Source organism: Arthrobacter sp. K410C (assembly GCF_059090105.1).
The window spans coordinates 91,233-109,886 of sequence record NZ_JBNHFJ010000007.1 but is presented as its reverse complement, the minus strand read 5'-3'; the positions used below and the strand labels follow the sequence as shown (position 1 = coordinate 109,886).

At 66.9% G+C, this 18,654-nt stretch carries 17 protein-coding genes and 1 pseudogene; 14 read left to right on the top strand and 4 right to left on the bottom strand.

Going from position 1 to position 18,654, the window contains the following annotated elements; translation table 11 throughout:
* Nucleotide 1: 1 nt before the first annotated feature.
* Nucleotides 2-346 carry a hypothetical protein gene (locus AC5RU7_RS12230; RefSeq protein WP_494052521.1) on the bottom strand — a complete coding sequence of 115 codons (345 nt, stop codon included), beginning with the start codon at nucleotides 344-346 and terminating at the stop codon, nucleotides 2-4.
* Here AC5RU7_RS12230 and AC5RU7_RS12225 point away from each other — a divergent pair.
* From AC5RU7_RS12225 to AC5RU7_RS12205, 5 genes and pseudogenes are all read left to right on the top strand, one after another.
* Nucleotides 327-1,556, top strand: a pseudogene (locus AC5RU7_RS12225) (MFS transporter); the annotation flags it as partial. The gene AC5RU7_RS12230 and the pseudogene AC5RU7_RS12225 overlap by 20 nt on opposite strands.
* A 29-nt stretch (nucleotides 1,557-1,585) precedes the next feature.
* Nucleotides 1,586-2,563, top strand: a complete 978-nt coding sequence (locus AC5RU7_RS12220; RefSeq protein WP_494052448.1) for a nucleoside hydrolase — start codon at nucleotides 1,586-1,588, stop codon at nucleotides 2,561-2,563.
* A gap of 349 nt (nucleotides 2,564-2,912) precedes the next feature.
* Nucleotides 2,913-3,596 carry a hypothetical protein gene (locus AC5RU7_RS12215; protein ID WP_494052447.1) on the top strand — a complete coding sequence of 228 codons (684 nt, stop codon included), beginning with the start codon at nucleotides 2,913-2,915 and terminating at the stop codon, nucleotides 3,594-3,596.
* Between the two features lie 145 nt (nucleotides 3,597-3,741).
* On the top strand, nucleotides 3,742-4,479 hold the full coding sequence (locus AC5RU7_RS12210) for a mycothiol-dependent nitroreductase Rv2466c family protein (protein WP_494052446.1): 738 nt from the start codon (nucleotides 3,742-3,744) through the stop codon (nucleotides 4,477-4,479).
* 20 nt (nucleotides 4,480-4,499) lie between these two features.
* Nucleotides 4,500-5,000, top strand: a complete 501-nt coding sequence (locus tag AC5RU7_RS12205; RefSeq protein WP_494052445.1) for an SRPBCC family protein — start codon at nucleotides 4,500-4,502, stop codon at nucleotides 4,998-5,000.
* Here AC5RU7_RS12205 and AC5RU7_RS12200 read toward each other — a convergent pair.
* A complete protein-coding gene (locus tag AC5RU7_RS12200; protein WP_494052444.1) occupies nucleotides 4,997-5,779 on the bottom strand; it encodes a GntR family transcriptional regulator in 783 nt (260 codons plus the stop codon). The genes AC5RU7_RS12205 and AC5RU7_RS12200 overlap by 4 nt on opposite strands.
* A gap of 235 nt (nucleotides 5,780-6,014) precedes the next feature.
* Here AC5RU7_RS12200 and AC5RU7_RS12195 point away from each other — a divergent pair, with 235 nt between their 5' ends.
* Nucleotides 6,015-6,797 (top strand): alpha/beta fold hydrolase, encoded by a 783-nt coding sequence (locus AC5RU7_RS12195; protein WP_494052443.1) that lies wholly within the window; start codon nucleotides 6,015-6,017, stop codon nucleotides 6,795-6,797.
* 100 nt (nucleotides 6,798-6,897) lie between these two features.
* Here the strand turns inward: AC5RU7_RS12195 and AC5RU7_RS12190 are convergent, their stop codons facing one another.
* A complete protein-coding gene (locus AC5RU7_RS12190; protein ID WP_494052442.1) occupies nucleotides 6,898-7,671 on the bottom strand; it encodes a DeoR/GlpR family DNA-binding transcription regulator in 774 nt (257 codons plus the stop codon).
* 70 nt (nucleotides 7,672-7,741) lie between these two features.
* Nucleotides 7,742-10,123 carry a 4-hydroxythreonine-4-phosphate dehydrogenase PdxA gene (gene pdxA, locus AC5RU7_RS12185; RefSeq protein ID WP_494052441.1) on the bottom strand — a complete coding sequence of 794 codons (2,382 nt, stop codon included), beginning with the start codon at nucleotides 10,121-10,123 and terminating at the stop codon, nucleotides 7,742-7,744.
* Between the two features lie 191 nt (nucleotides 10,124-10,314).
* On the opposite strand from pdxA, the gene AC5RU7_RS12180 reads away from it, so the two are divergent.
* The 8 genes from AC5RU7_RS12180 to AC5RU7_RS12145 all read left to right on the top strand — a co-directional run bounded on the left by AC5RU7_RS12180 (nucleotide 10,315) and on the right by AC5RU7_RS12145 (nucleotide 18,642).
* Nucleotides 10,315-11,889, top strand: a complete 1,575-nt coding sequence (locus tag AC5RU7_RS12180; protein WP_494052440.1) for an ABC transporter substrate-binding protein — start codon at nucleotides 10,315-10,317, stop codon at nucleotides 11,887-11,889.
* 3 nt (nucleotides 11,890-11,892) lie between these two features.
* A complete protein-coding gene (locus AC5RU7_RS12175; protein WP_494052439.1) occupies nucleotides 11,893-12,828 on the top strand; it encodes an ABC transporter permease in 936 nt (311 codons plus the stop codon).
* A complete protein-coding gene (locus AC5RU7_RS12170) occupies nucleotides 12,825-13,748 on the top strand; it encodes an ABC transporter permease (RefSeq protein ID WP_494052438.1) in 924 nt (307 codons plus the stop codon). The genes AC5RU7_RS12175 and AC5RU7_RS12170 overlap by 4 nt, the downstream gene beginning before the upstream one ends.
* Nucleotide 13,749: 1 nt before the next feature.
* Nucleotides 13,750-14,670: an ABC transporter ATP-binding protein gene (locus tag AC5RU7_RS12165; RefSeq protein WP_494052437.1), complete on the top strand. Its 921-nt coding sequence runs from the start codon at nucleotides 13,750-13,752 to the stop codon at nucleotides 14,668-14,670.
* Nucleotides 14,667-15,494, top strand: coding sequence for an ATP-binding cassette domain-containing protein (locus tag AC5RU7_RS12160; RefSeq protein WP_494052436.1), 828 nt, complete (start codon nucleotides 14,667-14,669; stop codon nucleotides 15,492-15,494). The genes AC5RU7_RS12165 and AC5RU7_RS12160 overlap by 4 nt, the downstream gene beginning before the upstream one ends.
* 52 nt (nucleotides 15,495-15,546) lie before the next feature.
* A complete protein-coding gene (locus tag AC5RU7_RS12155; RefSeq protein WP_494052435.1) occupies nucleotides 15,547-16,536 on the top strand; it encodes an aldo/keto reductase in 990 nt (329 codons plus the stop codon).
* A gap of 61 nt (nucleotides 16,537-16,597) precedes the next feature.
* The gene (locus tag AC5RU7_RS12150; RefSeq protein ID WP_494052434.1) at nucleotides 16,598-17,377 is read left to right on the top strand and encodes an HpcH/HpaI aldolase family protein; all 780 of its coding nucleotides are present in this window, start codon (nucleotides 16,598-16,600) and stop codon (nucleotides 17,375-17,377) included.
* A gap of 2 nt (nucleotides 17,378-17,379) precedes the next feature.
* A complete protein-coding gene (locus AC5RU7_RS12145) occupies nucleotides 17,380-18,642 on the top strand; it encodes a sialidase family protein (RefSeq protein ID WP_494052433.1) in 1,263 nt (420 codons plus the stop codon).
* Nucleotides 18,643-18,654: the final 12 nt, after the last annotated feature.

Sequence of the window (18,654 nt, the reverse complement as noted above, 5' to 3'; positions counted from 1 at the left end):
CTTAGCCGGAAACCGCGGCCACTTCAACCTGGACCCTGCATCCCGGAACTTCTGCACTTGGGCGGGGTCGGCGCCGTCGTCTGTCACCAACGCCGGCAGCGCCGGGCGGGCCCAGGCATGAAGCGATCGCACAGCCCAAGGCTTTGAAGAATCGGCCAAAACAACAAATGGACCGGCCGCGCCTTGCCGTGAGCTCCTTGAGCCGGGTCTGGGCGTGGTCGGCCTCGCAGATGCCATCCTCGGCGGTGACGGCGTCGGCGCCCAGGAACACCCGGTCAAAGCTCATCCGCTCCAGCGCCGCCTCGGCCAGCGGCCCCACAAAACTCTGCGCCCCGGTCCAGTCCATGTTCTTCCTGGCCGGCGCCATCGCCGGGCCCGTGATCGGCCGGTGGAGCGACTTCATCGGCCGCCGCGCCGCCCTGCTGCTGGTTCTCGGCATCATGGGCGCCGGCACAATTCTCTGCATCACCGCGCCCACGCTGGAACTGCTCATCACCGGCCGTTTTCTGCAGGGCGTCTCCAGCGCGGTCTTCGCCCTGGCCTACATCGTCCTCAGCGAGAACCTGCAGGCAAAGGTCTTCGGCACCTCCGTGGGCATCATCGCCGCCATCAACGGGGGAGTGGGCGGCGTGGACGGCTACGTGGGCGGGCTCATGGCCGAGACCCTCGGCTTCCGGTCCATCTTCGTCGTCGTGCTTGTCCTCACCGCCATTGCCGCTTTTTGTATTTTCCGCCTGGTGCCCGCCGGACGGCCTGGTGGGGTGCGCGGCGCCATGGACTGGTGGGGCGCCGGCTCCCTCTCGCTGTTCCTGGTGTTCCTGACGTACTTCGTGTCCGACGGTGCGGCCGCCGGCTGGACGTCGCCCACCGCCCTGGCCCTGCTGGCCGGCACCGTTTTGTCATTTGCGGGATTCTGGTTCATCGAGAAGCGCCGCAGCCACCCGCTCATCGCCGTGCATCACCTGCGCTCCCGCCAGGTCTGGCCGGTCATCGCCACCACCGTCCTCACCCTCGCCGGCATCTTCGCGGTCATCAACTTCACCGTGGTGCTGCTGAGCCAGGACCCCGACGGCGGCTTCGGGCTTTCCGCCTCCGTCTCGGCGCTGCTGTTCCTCACCCCCGCCGCGCTGATTGGCGTCTTCGCCGCACCTTTGGCGGGGTGGCTGGCTGACCGGCGCGGATGGGTGCGTACGTTGCGGCTGGGGACGTCGCTGAGCCTGGTGTGTGCAGTGGCGACCGCGCTGTTTTCTTCCAGCCCCGTGGCGGTGTTCATCGCCGTTGCCTGCCTGGGCATTTTCTACAACGGTTTCTTCCTGACCGCCATCAACGGGCTCTCGGTGCTTTTGTCGCCGAAGGAGGCGCCGGCTGCCTTGCCCGGCATCAACGGTGCGTCGTTCGGGATCGGGGCGAGCCTCGGCGTCGTGCTCGTGGCGCCGTTCGCCGCGCAGGCCACGGCCGCCGGGTACGCCACCGCCCTCTGGATCTCGGTGGGCATCACCGCCGCCGCGTTCATCGTCAGCCTCTTCGTCGCCGCCCCCAAGGGCGAGACGGTCTAACCCCGCTATCTGTTTCGAAGGAATCTATTATGACTGCCCCCGTTTACCTGGACTGCGACACCGGCATCGACGACGCCCTCGCCCTGGCCTACCTGCTCGCCGCCCCCGCCGCCGACCTGGTGGGGATCGGGGCCGTCAGCGGCAACGTCAGTGCCGCCGTCGGTGCACGCAACACCCTGGACCTGCTGGCTTTGGCCGGGTCTGCTGATGTGCCGGTGGCTGTTGGTGCCCATGATCCGCGGGCCGGTTCCTTTGGCGGCGGGTCACCGTGGGTGCACGGGGATAACGGGATCGGGGAGGTCTCCCTTGAGCCTTCTGCCGCTGCTGTTGTGGGGGAGTCCGCGGCCGAGATGCTGGTGCGGTTGGCTCATTCTTATCCCGGTGCTTTGCGGGTGGTGGCGATCGGGCCGCTGACCAATATCGCCGAGGCGTTGCGGCTGGAGCCTGCGCTGCCGTCTTTGGTGGAGTCGGTGACCGTGATGGGCGGGGCCGCGCTGGCGCCGGGGAACATCACACCGGTGGCCGAGGCGAACACCTGGCACGACCCCGAGGCCGCCGCCCTGGTGCTGGCCGCCGACTGGGACGTGACCCTGGTGCCGCTGGACGTGACCATGGCGTCTGTGCTGGAGGAGTCACACCGGCAGACTCTGCTTTCTTCTGCGGGGGCGGTGCCGCGGGCGCTGGGGGAGATGCTGGGCTACTACTTCCGGTTCTACGAGGGCATCTACGGCCGGCCCTGCTCCGCCATGCACGATCCGCTGGCGGCGGCGCTCGCTGTTGGCGCTGTTCAGCCCGCTTTGGCACCCGTGGTGCGTGCCGCCGTCGACACCTCTTCCGGGCCCAGCCGCGGGCAGACCGTATGCGACATGCGCGGGTTGTACGCGGGGTACCCGGAGGTGAAGGGCGCGCGGTGCCGGGTGGTCCTCTCGCTCGAGGAGGACTTCGCCCCGCACCTGGTGGAGACGCTGCTGACCCCGGTGGTTGAGCCTGTGCCCACCGGGAGCTGACGCCGTCGAGCCCAAGCCTCTCGAACCCACCCACCATCGAGAGTTTTTGTCCAGATATGCAGGCTCCATGCCGCCCAACCCTGCATATTTTCTCAAAAACTCCGCGGTGGAGGACTTAGAAGTTAGTTCTGCGAGCCGATAACCGAATACGCGATCAGCACCATGTGGGTTCATACCGCGGCGCGCCGCAGCAGGAAAATCCGTCCATGGCGGGTTAGGCTCATCGGTGGATAAACCGGCAAAAAGCACCGATGAGCCTAACCCGCCATGGAGTTAAAAGACGTAACCCCGGCGATATGGCTAACCAGTGATCGTTCCGGGGTCTTCGTAAGTAACTATAGGTAAGGGCATGGGGGATCGCAACTTCGGCACGGCTCGTGAATATGAGGAGCTCCGCGAACTCCTTACCGCCGAGCGCATGGGCTCATACTTCCAGGCTTCAGCCGGGGACCTCCTTGGGGCCTTCGCACTATACGAATGGAACATGTCCGCCTCAGCGGCGACCATGCACACCGTGGGCATGGTCGAGGTGTTAGTCAGGAACGCGCTCGACCGGCAGTTGACTACTTGGTCGGCAAGCAAACGGCCGGGAACGGATTGGCTCGATCTTCCGGTACTTGGCGACCGGGCGCGGAAAGATATCGCCGAAGCGCGACGACGGGCATCGCAACGTAATGGCACCCCCACTCACGGGAAGGTCATCGCTGAATTATCTCTGGGATTCTGGCGCTACCTGGTAGCGTCCAGGTATCTGACGGCGCTCTGGATTCCCGCCGCTCAGTACGCCTTCCCCAACGGCCCGGCAGATCCGCGGGGCCGCCGAGTCCTTACTGAGAAGTCGCTCAAGAACCTCCACTTCTTGCGCAACCGGGCGGCACATCACGAGCCCATCCATAGACGCGACCTGACAGGGGACTTGCGAACAAGTGCGGAGATTGCCGGATGGATAAGCCCGACTGCGAGGGACTGGGTGCTCGCTCGTTCTACTTTGACGGACGTTATGGATGCACGGAGGAAGCTGCCAGCCGTGTAAGGCCAGCGGAGACATGGGTTTTTCCTCACTGCTATCAACGGGCTCTCGGTGCTGCTGCCAGCCAAAGAGGTCCCCGCAGCCGCTGCCCGCCAGGGTGTCCGGAACCAGTTAGGCGTGCATCACTGACCGGTGTAAAGGTGGACGGGTGAATGCCGACATCAACTTCTATTTCGATCCGGTCTGCCCCTTTGCCTGGATGACCAGCAAGTGGGTGCGGCAGGTGCAGGCGCAGCGCGGGTACACCGTGGACTGGCGGTTCATCTCGTTGCGGCTCATCAACGCCAGCGTCGACTATGACGCCCATTTCCCGCCTGAGTACGAGGCCGGGCACACGGCCGGGCTCCGGCTGCTGCGGGTGGCGGCCCGGGCACGGGCGGAGCATGGCCGCGAGTCGATCACCCGTTTGTATGAGGCGTTCGGGACGCACATCTTCGAAGTTGCCCCCGACACGGGAAACCAGCTCACCGCAGGTGAGGTGCGTGAGCAGCGCGGGACGCGCGAGTTCGTTGAGCCGATCCTCGCCGAGGCCGGCTTGCCCCTGTCGCTGGCGGGAGCCCTGGACGACGAGTCCTGGGACCAGGAGATCCGGCAGGAGACGGATGAAGCGCTTGGGCTGACGGGGAAGGACATGGGCACGCCCATCATCCATTTCGAGCCGCCAACCGGGGTGGCCTTCTTCGGGCCGGTGATCAGCCGGCTGCCAGACGAAGAGTCGGCCGCCGAGCTGTGGGACCACGTGGTGGGGCTGGCACGCTTCCCTGGTTTCGCCGAGCTTAAGCGAAGCCTGCGTGAGCAGCCGCAGCTACCCGCCTTTGGAGTCACCGACGGTACGGTCGGCCGGCAGGAGGACTGGCACGGCGGCAGCCGGCGGCAGAAGAAGTGACTCCCAGTAAGGATGGACCCATGAACCAGAGCAGCACCCGCCAATACGAGGAGTCCGTTACGGTCCGGGCATCTGCCGAGACGGTCTACGACTTGGTCTCGGACATCGCCCGAACCGGCGAGTGGAGCCCGGTCTGTAGAGCATGCTGGTGGGACGACGAGAACAGCGCCGGCCAAGTCGGTGCCTGGTTCACGGGCCGCAACGAACTGCCCCACCGGACCTGGGAGACGCGGTCGCAGGTGGTGGCCGCGGAGCGCGGCCGCGAGTTCGCCTGGGTGGTGGGCGGCAAGTTCGTCCGCTGGAGCTTCACCATGGCTCCGGCTGATACCGGGACGACGCTGACCGAGTCGTGGGAATTCCTGCCGGACCGGATAGCCATGTTCGAGGAGAAGTTCGGTGACAAGGCCCCCGAGCAGATCACTGACCGCACCCAGCAGGCGCTCCACGGCATCCCGGTAACGCTCGCCACGATCAAGCAGATCGCCGAGTCCATCGCTGCTGATCAGGAGGCCCGGTCCTAGGACTGGAACTGCTGCATCACCGAGAGGTGACCGGCGCGTGCCGCGACCAGGCATTTGGCCAGGTAGAAGGGATGGCTGCCGTTCCGGACGTACTGGGTCAGGACCAGCACCGAGTCGGACGGGCGCAGATCCAGCAGCTTCGCCCGGCTGGGTCCCACCTGGCTGAGGCTGATCTGGCACTCGCCCGGCCCGGCCAGCCTGCCCAGCTGTTTGTTGAGCGCGGCAAGCAGGGTGGTGCCGCCGTCGTCCTCTATTTCGAGTGGCGCGGCGGCGCCCTTGCCGAAGCTGACCGGCTGGGCGGTGACGTTTTCCTGCAGGTGGGCGATAGCCTCGCCGTCGCGGATCAGGACGGATTCCCAAAGCCAGCAGTCACTGCCGGGCTCGACGCCGATGCCGGGGGCGACGAATTCGGAGGCAGCTTGCCGGACCACCTGGGTGCGTTTGACCTCCGCCTGCTGTCCGGGGCTGCCGAGGACGTCCTCGAACGGCTGGATGCGCTCGATGCCGATGCGGGGGAGCGTGTCCGAGACGAAGCGCCCGACGCCGCGCCGCGCCCTGATGAGGCCGTCCTCCTCGAGCAGCATGAGGGCTTCGCGGACCACGGTGCGGCTGACTTTCATGTCCGTGCCGAGTTCGGTTTCGGTGGGGATCATGGAGCCGGGGGTGAGGAGGCCGTTGCGGATGGCTTCGGCGATCCGCGAGTACACCGCGACGCGCAGGGGTGCGCCGGGCTGGGCGGCCACCGGCTGGGACAGGAACCGGGCGGCGTCCTGGTGCACGTTATGCCTCGCTTGGTGGTGGTTGGTCCGGGGATTCCAGCCTAGCAAGTGCTACCCGTTTGTTGGACAAGCACTGGTGGTTCGCGAACTCCATCATCAGCCGTTGCGCCCACGGACGCCGGCAGCACAGACTTGAACCCCAGCGCCGGTGCTCCGGCCCGGCCTGCTGAAGTGACAGAAAATAGCGTGGCGAGAGGAAGACAAAGCCATGGGAGCGCACGTACAAAGTGGGGACGTGGCCATCTGGACGGAGCAAATGGGCAAAGGGCCGGATGTACTGCTGATCGGCGGCCTCGGAGATACGGTCGAGTCGTGGCAGTTCCAGTTGGATGGTTTGTCTGGGGACTACCGGCTCACTGCCTTCGACAACCGGGGCGCGGGCCGCACCGCCAATCCGGATGGCGTGCTGTCCGTTGATGTGCTGGCGGACGATGCAGCCGAAGTCCTCAGGGCGCTCGGCATCGGTTCTGCCCACGTGGCCGGTTTTTCCGGCGGAAGCGTCATTGCCCAGGAGTTGGCCCTGCGTCACCCCGGACTCGTCCGAAGCCTGGTTCTGCAGAGCACATGGACGGCCATGGATCCATACCTCAAAACCTGGTCACACTTCATGAAGTCGCTGGTACGGGAGGCGTCCAGCGAGCGGTTATTTCTCGAAGGGCTTTTCCTCAGCGTTTACACACCGCGTGCGCACAACGACGGCACGGTGAACCAGGTCATTGAGGAGGTGTTCGCGTTCCCGCACAAGCAGAGAAGCGAGGATGTGGAAGCTTTTATCGATGCCTTGATCGATCACGACACGAGCGAACGGCTTCCCCAATTGAACGTCCCCACGCTGGTGCTGGCAGGCGGCATCGATGTCATTACCCGTCCCGAGCTCTGCCGTGCCGTGGCGGACAAGATTCCCGGCGCGGTATTCGAAGTTATGGAAGGCGAAGCGCACCAGCCATTCCAAGAGGTTCCAGACCGCTGGAACGAACGCGTGCGGGCCTTCTGGCGGGGTCTCGACGCCGGCGCGTGACCTTCACTTCTCCAGCATTGGCAGCTCCGATGGATTTACCGTTTTCGCCAGATCAGGAGAGTAGAGCGCAACTGCTGGCCGATCGGTGAGGGTGAGCCGGTCATCCTCCGACCGCAGCCACCTCAACCGTAACCCCGGCGTCCCGGAACTTCTGCACCTGCCCGGGGTCGGCGCCGTCGTCCGTCACCAAAGTCCAAGGGAGTGCCAGCCGGGCCCAGGCATGGAACGGCCGGAGGCCGAGCTTCGAAGAGTCCGCCAGCACGTAGACCTCCCGGCCGCGCCGGGCCATGAGTTCCTTGAGCCGGGTCTGGGCGTGGTCGGCTTCGCAGATGCCGTCCTCGGCGGTCACGGCGTCGGCACCCAGGAACACCCGATCAAAGCTCATCCGCTCCAGCGCCGCTTCGGCCAGGGGTCCCACAAAGCTCTGCGAGACACTCCGCAGCCGGCCGCCCAGGCAGTCCACCTCGATGCCCTCGGAATCGGCAAGTTCCTGCAAAGTGTTGATGCCCGGCGTGGTCACGGAGAGCTTCTCAAACCCGCGCAGTTCGTGGGCCAAAGCGCCTGCGGTGGAGCCGGCGTCGAGCAGGATGTTCTCCCCGGGCCGGATCACGGCCGCCGCCCAGCGGGCGATCGCGTGCTTCTGCTCGAACGCCTCGCCGGTGCGCTGCCTCAGCGACGCCTCCGGGTGCGCGCCCAGGGCCATGGCCCCGCCGTAGGTGCGGGCCAGCCGGCCCTGGCCGTTCAGCAAAGCCAGGTCGCGGCGGATGGTGGACGCCGTCACTTCAAACCGGGCCGAGAGTTCCTCCACGGATGCCAGACCCGTGGTAACGGCAAGGTGATAGATCTCCTCGCGCCGCGCGTTTGCGCTGAGCATTCCCGGTCTCCTTCCCGTGGCAGTGGTAACCATGCTAGTTCCGGCCCCCGCCCAGTCCCCGCAGCAACGCCTACACGGCGACGGAGGGCCGGGTGGCCATCTCCGCTGCCTGGTGCAGCGCCTCCACCATGGACCGGGAATCGGCGATCGCCTTGCCGGCAATGTCGAAAGCGGTGCCGTGGTCCACGGACGTGCGGATCACCGGCAGGCCCACCGTGATGTTCACGCCGGCCTCGATGCCCAGCACCTTCACCGGCCCGTGGCCCTGGTCGTGGTACATGGCCACCACCAGGTCGTAATCGCCCCGGCCGGCCAGGAAGAACAGCGTGTCCGCCGGCAGCGGCCCCACCGCGTTGATCCCGGCAGCCTGCGCCGCCTTCACGCCGGGCTCGATCTTTTCCGCTTCCTCACCCTGGCCGAATAGGCCGTTCTCGCCGGCGTGCGGGTTGATGGCGCAGACGCCGATCTTCGGGTTGGGGATGCCCGCGCGGACCAGCGCCTCGTGGCCTCGGAGGATGGTGCGCTCCACCAGGTCCGGGTTGATCTTGCGGATGGCATCCATCAGACCGATGTGCGTGGTCACGTGGATCACCCGGATCTTGGGCGTGGAGAGCATCATGGACACTTCCTCCGTGCCCGTCAGGTGCGCCAGCAGCTCGGTGTGCCCGGGGAAGATGTGCCCGGCGGAGTGCAGCGCCTCCTTGTTCAGCGGCGCGGTGCAGATGGCCTGCACCTTCCCGGCCATCGCCAGCTCGCTGGCCACCCGGATGTACTCGTACGCGGCGTGCCCGGCCACAGGGGAGAGCTGGCCCCACGGCAGGTCCTCCGGCAGCAGCGCCAGGTCGATCACGTTCACCCGGCCCGGCGCGAACACCGCGTCCTCCACGTTTTCGATGCTCTGGATGTCCGCCTCGATCCCCAGGACGTCCGCGGCCTGGCGCAGGCGCAGCGCGTCGCCGATCACCACGGGCCGGCACTCGGCGTTGCTCTGCGGATCCAGCACGGCGGCCACCACCACCTCCGGCCCCACCCCGGCGCCGTCGCCCATGGTCACGGCCACGTAGGGGAGGGCGGTCTGCTCGGTCTTGCTTGCTTCGGTTGTCATGAGTACTCCAGATTGTTCGGAAGTCTTGCTGGGAAGGTTGCTGGTGGGAGCTTGCGCGGATCGGCCGCGGCGCTCCCGGATTTCGTCGTAAAGCTGTAGGAGGGCCAGGTCATCGCCGAAGCTGCCGGGCTTGGTGCCTACCAGCGTCCCGTCATCGGCGCGGCTGAGCACCGCCCCGTGCTGAACGGCTGCGAGCGGCACCAGGCTCTGGTGCCCGACGGCGTCCAGGACTTCCCGGGCGGTCTCACCGCCGGTGAGGATCAGGTCTGCTTCCAGTCCCTTTGCTGCCTTGGCGGCGAAGGAGGACAGCGCCTGCACGATGCTGGCGGCGCGTGCCGGATCCACTTTTCCTGCCGCCAGGGTGACAGCCACGTCGGTGCCCGCACCCAGCGCCACCCTTGCTTCTTGCAGCTGCGGACCGTACGCACCAGAGGCGCCGGCGTACTGCGGGTGCAGCCTGATGACTTCGAAGCCGCAGGCTTCCAGCTGGGCCAACTGCGCCTGCGCAGTTGTGGAAGCGGAGCCGACGACGGCGAGCACCGGCCTCGCGGTTTCATGCGGTTCCGCTGTGCTTGCGTCCGTCGGTGTCACACGTTGCGCATTTCGCGCAACTTGCGCAGTCAGGCGCTGCGCGAGGACATCTGCGGTTCCGCCCGTACCCACGAGCACGATGCGGCGGTCGCCAGCCTGGAAGTCCAGTTCCAGCAGGGCGTCCACCACCTGCTCCAGGTCCTGCACGGTTTCGCCGTCGGTCGCCACCAGCTGAGGCCGGTCAGATGCCAGCGCTGCTGCCAGTTTGGAGGGAAGCGAACCGGACCGGACCCCGGCCAGGTTCAGGGTCCGCACCGAGGCCGGATCTTCCGGGCGCAGCAGCGACGGAATGTCGGCGGGCGGGGCCGAAAGCTCTGCCCGCCACAGGTCCGTCTCCGCCAGGGGAGTGCCGGCCACCAGCGGCCGCCCGTCCACGACGGAGCGCTGCAGCTCGGGGAGTGCGCCTGCAACTACAGCATGGAAACCAAGGCTTGTCAGGGCAACCACTTCGGCGCGCACGTTCCCCCGCCACAGGGAGTCCATCTTCTTGAACATCACCTGCGCACCCCAGGCTTCGGGGGCGGAAAAGGCTTCCTTCACCAGCGCCTGGGCGGCTGACTCGGGAAGCCCGCGCGAATGCGTATCGGCGACCACAACGTCGGAAGCGGGCCTTACGAAGGAGGTCTCGCCGTCGTGCGTTCCCGAAGTAGTACCTGTGCCCAGCAGAACCTGCGAGGAGAGCCCGTGCCGGACAAAGCAGTAGCCGACCTCGGCGGCGCCGGAGAAATCGTCGGCCTGCACAAATACGGAAGCCACGTTGCTCCTCTCGTCCGTAGTCGGTTGGATTCCCGCCATGTAGCGGGAAGCTCCCCATCATCATGACACGGTTGCGCGAATCACGCTAGAGGGGTTGCGCAATTTGCGCAGGAGTGGCAAAGTGATGGACACAACATTCGGCGCAGCCACTCCGGCCGGCAGCCGTCCCCCGATCTACCGAGAGGTCAACGATGACCGTTCTTCCTCAAGGAAGTGAGATTTCCCGCCGCCGCCTGCTGCAGTTCGGCGCGGCCGCAGGGTTTCTGCTGGGCACCGGCAGCCTCGCTGGCTGCGCCGGCCCCACCGGCCTTCCCGGACCCAGCACCCTGACCCTGGCACTGAACCGCTCCCTGGTCAGCCTGGACAACAAGCTCAACCAGTTTGACGCCGCCGTCACCGTGCAGCGCGCCGTCCGCCAGGGCCTCACCGCCATCGGCCCCGAAACCAAGCCCGTGCTGGTCCTGGCCGAACGCTTCGAGATGACCGGCCCCACCGAATGGACCGTCCGGTTCCGTGAGGGCATCCGCTACTCGGACGGCAGCCCCGTCAAAGTGGAGGACGTTGCCACCGCACTGAAGATGTACCAGCAGGTTCAAGGCTCCTTCGTGGCCGGCTTCTTCCCCGAATTCCCCGAGGTGGTGCCGGTGGATGACCGCACCTTCAAGATGGTGTCAAAGAAGCCCATCCCCATCCTGGACTCGCTCATGAGCATGATCCTGATTACGCCCGCCGCGCAGAACAAGCCGGAGGAACTGCAGGAAGGCGTGGGCACCGGCCCGTACCTCGTCACCAAGTTCAACCGCGGTGCCGGCACCTACAGCCTGGCCCGCAACGAGAACTACTGGGGTCCGGCGCCGCAGGTGGACAACGTGGAAGTCCGGTTCCTCCCCGAGGAATCCAGCCGAGTGATTGCCCTTCGCAGCGGCGAGGTGGACGTCATCGACTCCATCACGCCCGACTCCAGCGAACAGCTCGCCGGCCTCCCCGGCGTCGAGCTCCAGGAAGCGTCCAGCCTCCGCCTGAACCAGATCTTCTTCAACTTCCGCAAGCCCGCCGGCCACCCGCTGGCCGATCCCCGCGTCCGCCAGGCACTGAGCATGGCCATCGACGGCGAGTCCCTGGTCCGCGACGTGCTGGTGGACTCCGTTACCCAGGCCGAGGGCGTCACACCCTCCAGCCTCACCGGCTACTACAAGACCGGCGAGTACGTCTACGATCCCGAGAAGGCCAAGGCCACCCTCGCCGAGCTCGGCGTCAAGGACCTCACCCTGAAGATCATCTGGGAAACCGGCGAGTTCGCCTCCGACACCTCTGTGATGGAGGCCCTGGTGGAGATGTTCGGCAAGATTGGCGTCAAGGCCGAGCTGCAGCAGTTCGAACCCGGCGGCAACATCCTGGCCTGGCGCCAGGGCAAGCAGGGCGACTGGGACCTCCTCGGCAACGGCTACCCCAGCCCCACGGGCCTGGCCATCACCATGCTGCAGGGCATGTACGCCGGCACCCCGGAAAAGGAAGCCACCCGCGACACCTACCAGGGCTACGTGATCCCCGAGGTCACCGCCAAGATCCAGGCCGCCTCCGCCGAAGCGGACCCGGCCCGCCGGACCGAACTGCTCAACGAAGCCCAGCAGGCAGTGTGGGACACCTGGCCCTGCGCCTGGGCATTCGTCCCCAAGTCAGTCCTCGCCCACCGGGAGCGGGTGTCCAACATCAACCTGGCACCCACCAACTCCTACCCCCTCGTTGATGTCCGGCTGGAGGCCTAAGCCATGACGAACTACATCCTCAAGCGCCTGGGACAGGGCCTGCTCACCGTGTTCCTCACGGTGTCCACCGTGTTCATCCTGATCCGCATGGCCCCGGGCGATCCCGCCGTCTCCTACGCCGGCCCGCTGGCCAGCAACGAACAGCTCGCGAAGGTGCGGGAGCAGTTCGGCCTGGACCGGCCCGTGCTGGAGCAGTACTGGATCTTCCTCCAGCAGCTGTTCACCGGCAACCTGGGCCAGTCCTACTCCTTCCAGGCCCCCGCCATGCAGGTGGTCTTCGAACGGATGCCCTACACCCTGACCCTGGCCACGTCCGCCATCCTGCTAACCGCCGTCGTCGCCATCCCGTTGGGTGTGTGGATGTCCCGCCGTCCGGACACCGGCAAGGAATTCGGCGTCAACGTGCTCACCATCGCCGGGCAGTCGATGCCCGATTTCTGGACCGGCATTATGCTCCTCACCGGCTTCGCCGTGCTGATCCCGCTGTTCCCGGCCTCCGGCTTCGCCACCTGGGGCGGGCTGGTCCTTCCCACCATCACCATCGCCATCCTGCAGATCGCCCTGATCTCCCGCATGGTCCGGCGCGAAATGACCAACAACCTGGCAGCACCCTTCCTCACCGTGGCCCGCTCCCGCGGCGTCAAGAACTCGGTGCTCACCTGGCGCTACGCCATGGGCAACTCCGCCATCCCCGTCTTCACCGCCCTGGGCACCCGGTTCGCCGCGATGCTCAACGGCGTGGTGGTGGTGGAAGTGGTGTTCGCCTGGCCCGGCGTCGGCTCCCTGATTGTCCGGGCCCTCGAAACCCGCGACTACCCCCTCATCCAGGCGACCGTCCTGGTCACCGCGCTCCTGGCCGTGGCCGTGCAGCTGCTGATCGACCTCGCCTACCCGCTCCTTGATCCCCGTGTTCGTCTTGGAAAGGCGGCAACAGCATGAGCCTCGACACCGCAACACCTGCTGCAGCGCAACCGGCCCGGCAGCCCAGCCCCTCCGCCGTCACCAAGGCGGACATCGCCCGGGCAGGCGCCACCCGGCGTCGTAAATCCGCCCAGTGGAAGCTCATCATCGGCACCGTCTGCACCCTGCTGGTGATCATCCCGATCATCCTGGCCCAGGTGCTGCCGCTGCCGGACGCTAACTTCCAGGACCTCTCCGCCCGCCGCCTGCCGCCGCTGACGGACGGGCACCTGTTCGGCACCGACCAGCTGGGCCGCGACCTCCTGTCCCGGGTGCTGCACGGCGGCCAGGTCTCGCTGACCATCGGCCTGCTGGCCGTCCTGGTCTCCGGCGCCATCGGCGTGATCCTCGGCGCGGCCGCCGGCTACTACGGCGGCTGGGTGGACACCATCGTCTCCCGCGTCCTCGAAGCCCAGATGTCCCTGCCGCTGCTGATGATGCTGCTGCTGGTGGTGGCCCTGTTCGGCCCCTCCATCCCAGTGATCACCTTCGTGATCGCCATCGCCCAATGGCCCGAAGTAGCCCGCCTCACCCGCTCCATGGTGCTGGTGGAACGCGAAAAGCCGTACGTCTCCGCCGCCCGGATCCTGGGCCTGCACAAGATCCAGATCCTGATCCAGCACATCATCCCCAACGTCATCAAGCAGGCAACCCTGGTGGTGCTGCTCCTGCTGGCCCAGGCCGTGCTGCTCGAGTCCGCGCTGTCCTTCCTGGGTGCCGGCCCGCAGCGGCCCTTCGCCACCTGGGGCCGGATTATCTCCGACGGCCAGGACTACATCACCACCTCCTGGTGGATGGTCACCCTGCCCGGCCTGGTCATCGTGCTCATGGTGGTGGGCGTCAACCTGCTGGGCGACGGCCTCCGAGACCGTCCCCGCCGCAAGAAGAAGGGTGCCTGACATGACCGCTTCACCTAAGTTCACCGAGCAGCCGCTGCTGGAGGTCCGCGACTTCCAGGTGGAGCTGATCACCGACGCCGGCATCATCCGCGCCGTGGACTCCGTCAGCTTCAGCATCCACCGCGGCGAGACGGTGACCATCATCGGCGAGTCCGGTTCCGGCAAATCGACGACGGCGATGGGCATCCTCCGCCTGCTGCCCGAGGACCTGGCGGTACTGTCCGGCACCGTGATGATTGACGGCGTCGACATCTCCGCCGATCCCAAGGCCATCGACAAGGTGCGCGGCAAGACCCTCGCCCTGATCCCGCAGGACCCCATGACGGCGCTGAGCCCGGTGCATTCGATCGGCAGCCAGCTGTTCGAGGCCATCCGGATCGCCGGGGCCGCGTCCGCCAAGGACAAGGATGCGCTGCAGGCCCGGGCCGTCCGGCTGCTGGAGCAGGTGCACATCCCCACCCCGGAGAAGCAGCTGAAGAAGTACCCGCACCAGCTCTCCGGCGGCATGCTGCAGCGTGTGCTGATCGCGATTGCCCTGGCTTCCGAGCCGCAGCTGCTGGTGGCGGATGAGCCGACGTCGGCCCTGGACGTCACCGTGCAGGGCGGCATCCTGGACCTGCTGCTGGAACTGCAGGAACAGCGCGGCATCGGCATCCTGATGATCACCCACGACCTCGGCGTGGCTCGGCTGATCTCGGACCGCATCCACGTGATGAAGGACGGCAGCTTTGTGGAGTCCGGGGAGGTCCAGCAGATCGTTGACCACCCCGCCACCGAGTACACCCGCACCCTGCTGGCCGCCGTGCCCGTGCTGGGGCCGTGGGACGAAACGCCCTCTTCCGGTGGCGCGCACGCCGCCTCCGCAGGAGGCTCCTCAGCCACCACTGACCCAGCCCTCACCCAGACCGGAGCAAAGCCATGACGAAGCCGTTCCTCGCCGTCGACAACCTGGTGGTGGATTACCACGTGCCGGGCGGCACCTTCCGGGCCGTGGACGACGTCTCCTTCTCCGTGGACAAAGGCAAAACGATCGCCGTCGTGGGTGAATCCGGCTGCGGCAAGTCCACCATCGCCAAGGCGCTCATGCGGCTGGTGACCCCCACCAGCGGGCGCATCGAACTGGACGGCACGGACATCGCGGCCATGAGCGAAGCGAAGCTGCGGCCCATGCGCTCGAAGTTCCAGATGGTGTTCCAGGACCCGTACGGCTCGCTGGACCCGCACATGACCGCGCAGGAGATCGTGGCTGAGCCGCTGAAGCTGCAGGGCGTCCGGTCCAAGGCGGAGCGGCACAAGGCTGCCGCGAAGCTGATCGACCAGGTGGGCCTGCCCGTCCGCTCGCTGGAGAAGCACCCGGGGGAGTTCTCCGGAGGCCAGCGCCAGCGCATCGGCATCGCCCGGGCGCTCGCGTCCAAGCCCGAACTGCTGGTCTGTGACGAGGCCACCAGCGCCCTGGACGTCTCCGTGCAGGCCCAGGTGCTGCGGCTGCTGAAGTCCATCCAGGACGAAACCGGCATCACCTACGTGTTCATCTCGCACAACCTCGGCGTGGTGCAGGAAATCAGCGATACCGTCATGGTGATGCAGAAGGGCAAGCTGGTGGAACTCGGCTCCACCGCGTCCGTCCTGACCAGCCCGAAGGAGGACTACACCCGCAAGCTACGCCGCGCGGCACTGGACCCCTCCACCATGACGGGCATCAAGCCGCGGCACATTGTCCGCTCCCTGGCCCTCGCGAACCAGTAGAACTAGCCCAACTCCTAACTCTCCAACGAACGCAACCCCAAGGAATCAACGCATGAGCACGCAGCCCGAAGGCGCCCAGGTGGACGGCCTGAAACTTCCCATCTCCCGGCTGGTCCTGGGGACCATGACCTTCGGCGACACCGCCGATGAGGCCACGGCCGGCCGGATGGTGGAAGAAGCACTAGCCGCCGGCATCACCACCATCGACACCGCCAACGCCTACGTGGGCGGGGTCACCGAGGAGATGCTGGCCCGGCTCCTGAAGGGAAAGCGCGACGGCGTCATCCTGGCTTCCAAGGCCGGCATGCCTCATGCGGATGCCGGCTCCAACCCGCCGCTTTCGCCCGCCGGGCTGCGCGCCAGCGTGGAGGGGAGTCTGCGCCGGTTGGGTGTGGACAGCATCGACCTGTTCTACCTGCACCAGCCGGACCGGGTTACCCCTCTGGCCGACACTCTGTCCACGGTGGCCGAGCTGGTTGACGAGGGGAAGATCGGGGCGCTGGGTGTGTCCAACTTCGCCGCCTGGCAGATCGCCGACGTGATCCATATGGCGCGTGAAGTGGGGGCGCCGCGGCCCGTCGTCGCGCAGCAGCTGTACAACCTGGTGGCACGCCGGCTGGAGGAGGAATACCTCGAATTCGCCGTTACCCACAACGTCCACACCATGGTCTACAACCCGCTGGGCGGCGGGCTCCTGACCGGCAAGCACAGCTTCGACGCTAAGCCCACCGAGGGCCGCTACGGCGATTCCAAGCTGGCCGCCATGTACACGCAGCGCTACTGGGACCGGCAGCTGTTCGACGCAATTGAGGAACTCTCCCGGATTGCGGACGGCGCAGGCGTCACCCTGGCTGAGCTCTCCCTGCGTTGGCTGGCCTACCGGGACGGCGTGGGATCCATGCTCCTGGGCGGGTCCAAGGTGGAACAGCTCCGCGCCAACATTGCCGCCGTGGCCAACGGGCCGCTGCCGGCCGACGTCGTGGAAGCCTGCGACGCCGTGGGCACCTCGCTGCGAGGCCCCATGCCCGCCTACAACCGCTGACCTTTTTCTTACTGACTGAACCGACTTCTTTGCTGAACCGATACTGAACTGAAGGACTCTGATGACCTCCGAACTGGCCCTCGAATTCGCCCGCAAGATCCGCGCCCGTGAACAGGCCGTGGGCTACTGGGCGGTGCTGGACGCGCCCGTGGCCACCGAACGCATCGGCCGGCTCGGTTACGACTACGTGGCCCTGGACGCCCAGCACGGCCTGCTCGGCTACTCGGGAGTCCTGAACGGGCTGATGGCCATCGACGCCGGGCACACCGCCGTCGGCATGGTCCGGGTGGAGGCCAACGACTTCACCGCGATCGGCAAGGCACTGGACGCCGGCGCCGTGGGCGTCATCGTCCCGCTCATCAACAACGCCGCAGACGCAGCCGCCGCCGTGGCGGCAGCCAAGTACCCGCCGCTGGGCGGCCGCTCCTATGGGCCCATGCGCTCGGCCCTGCGGATCGGCCCGAAGCCGGCTGACGCCAATGCCGCCACCCTGGTCTTCGCCATGATCGAGACGCCGGAGGGGCTGGCCAACGTCAAGGAAATCTGTGCCACCCCTGGCCTGGACGGCATCTACGTGGGCCCGTCGGACCTTGCCATCGCCGTGGGCGGTGCCTTCCCCGGGGACCCCGCCGTCGACGCCGAATTCAACGCCGCCCTGGAGACCATCGCCCAGGCCGCAGCCTCCGCGGGCATCGCCGCTGGCATCCACACCCCTGCCGGCACTGTGGCCAACCAGCGACTGAAGCAGGGCTACACCTTCACCACCATCGCCTCGGACCTGACGCACCTGGAACAGATCGCCAAGTCCCACCTCGACGCCGCTACTTCCAAGGACCAGTAACCATGACAAACACCACCACCGACGCGTACAGCACCATCACCCCGGACGGGGCCGTGAAGCGGGCCGACGGCGCGGACTTCGCCTACCTGCCCGCCCCTACCGTGCAGAGCCACGCCGCCAACCTCCTCACCCTGCCGGACGGCCGGCTGGGCTGCGTCTGGTTCGGCGGCACCCAGGAGGGCGTGCCGGACATCTCCATCTGGTTCTCGGCGCTGGAGCCCGGCAGCAGCCAGTGGTCCGAACCGGAACAGCTCTCGAACGACTCCACCCGCTCGGAGCAGAACCCCATCCTGTTCACCGCCCCCGATGGTGCGTTGTGGCTGCTGTACACCGCGCAGAAGGCGGGCAACCAGGACACCGCCGAGGTCCGCCGTCGTATTTCCACGGACAGCGGCCGCACGTGGGGTGAGGTGGAGGCGCTGTTCCCCGCGAACGAAACCGGCGGCGTGTTTGTCCGCCAGCTGCCGGTGGTGCTGCCGTCCGGCCGGCTGATCGTGCCGATCTTCCGCTGCATCACCACGCCGGGGGAGAAATGGGTGGGCAACAGCGACGACAGCGCCGTGATGATTTCGGACGAAGCCGGTGCCACCTGGACCGAGCACGTCCTGCCGGGCAGCCTGGGCTGCGTCCACATGAACATCCAGCCCGTGGCGGACGGCTCGCTGCTGGCCCTGTTCCGCAGCCGCTGGGCGGACTCGATCTACGAGTCCCGCTCCACGGACAGCGGTTCCACCTGGAGCGAGCCGGTTCCCACCGAGCTGCCGAACAACAACTCGTCCATCCAGTTCACCACGCTCGCCGACGGCCGTCTGGCGCTGGTGTACAACCACAGCCGGGCGGGGGAGGACACGGAGCGTCGGCTGTCCCTCTACGACGAGATTGACGACGACGGCCTGGCCGAGGAGCAGGGGCAGGTCGCTGAGCCGGTGCCTGGAGCTGTCTCTGCTTCCGACGGCGAGCGGCGCGCCTTCTGGGGGACACCGCGCTCGCCGATGACGCTGGCCATCTCCGAGGACTCCGGCCGGTCCTGGCCCATCCGCCGGAACCTCGACGTGGGGGACGGGTACTGCCTGTCCAACAACTCCCGCGACGGACTCAACCGCGAGTACTCCTACCCGTCCATCCACCAGGGCCCGGACGGTGCATTGAACATCGCGTACACGTACTTTCGGCAGGCCATCAAGTTCGTGCGGGTGGACCCGCAGTGGGCGTACGAGGGCACTGAAACGCCGGGCGGCCTCGAGGACGGTTCGATCAATGACTGAGCCGGCTGAATC

Excerpts from the sequence above, each read along its gene's own strand:
- AC5RU7_RS12170 (WP_494052438.1), top strand. The coding sequence starts at position 12,825 with ATGAGCCTCGACACCGCAACACCTGCTGCAGCGCAACCGGCCCGGCAG.
- AC5RU7_RS12220 (WP_494052448.1), top strand. The coding sequence starts at position 1,586 with ATGACTGCCCCCGTTTACCTGGACTGCGACACCGGCATCGACGACGCC.
- AC5RU7_RS12160 (WP_494052436.1), top strand. The coding sequence starts at position 14,667 with ATGACGAAGCCGTTCCTCGCCGTCGACAACCTGGTGGTGGATTACCAC.
- AC5RU7_RS12215 (WP_494052447.1), top strand. The coding sequence starts at position 2,913 with ATGGGGGATCGCAACTTCGGCACGGCTCGTGAATATGAGGAGCTCCGC.
- AC5RU7_RS12230 (WP_494052521.1), bottom strand. The coding sequence starts at position 346 with ATGGACTGGACCGGGGCGCAGAGTTTTGTGGGGCCGCTGGCCGAGGCG.
- AC5RU7_RS12190 (WP_494052442.1), bottom strand. The coding sequence starts at position 7,671 with ATGCTCAGCGCAAACGCGCGGCGCGAGGAGATCTATCACCTTGCCGTT.
- AC5RU7_RS12205 (WP_494052445.1), top strand. The coding sequence starts at position 4,500 with ATGAACCAGAGCAGCACCCGCCAATACGAGGAGTCCGTTACGGTCCGG.
- AC5RU7_RS12165 (WP_494052437.1), top strand. The coding sequence starts at position 13,750 with ATGACCGCTTCACCTAAGTTCACCGAGCAGCCGCTGCTGGAGGTCCGC.
- AC5RU7_RS12180 (WP_494052440.1), top strand. The coding sequence starts at position 10,315 with ATGACCGTTCTTCCTCAAGGAAGTGAGATTTCCCGCCGCCGCCTGCTG.
- AC5RU7_RS12155 (WP_494052435.1), top strand. The coding sequence starts at position 15,547 with ATGAGCACGCAGCCCGAAGGCGCCCAGGTGGACGGCCTGAAACTTCCC.
- AC5RU7_RS12145 (WP_494052433.1), top strand. The coding sequence starts at position 17,380 with ATGACAAACACCACCACCGACGCGTACAGCACCATCACCCCGGACGGG.
- AC5RU7_RS12175 (WP_494052439.1), top strand. The coding sequence starts at position 11,893 with ATGACGAACTACATCCTCAAGCGCCTGGGACAGGGCCTGCTCACCGTG.
- AC5RU7_RS12150 (WP_494052434.1), top strand. The coding sequence starts at position 16,598 with ATGACCTCCGAACTGGCCCTCGAATTCGCCCGCAAGATCCGCGCCCGT.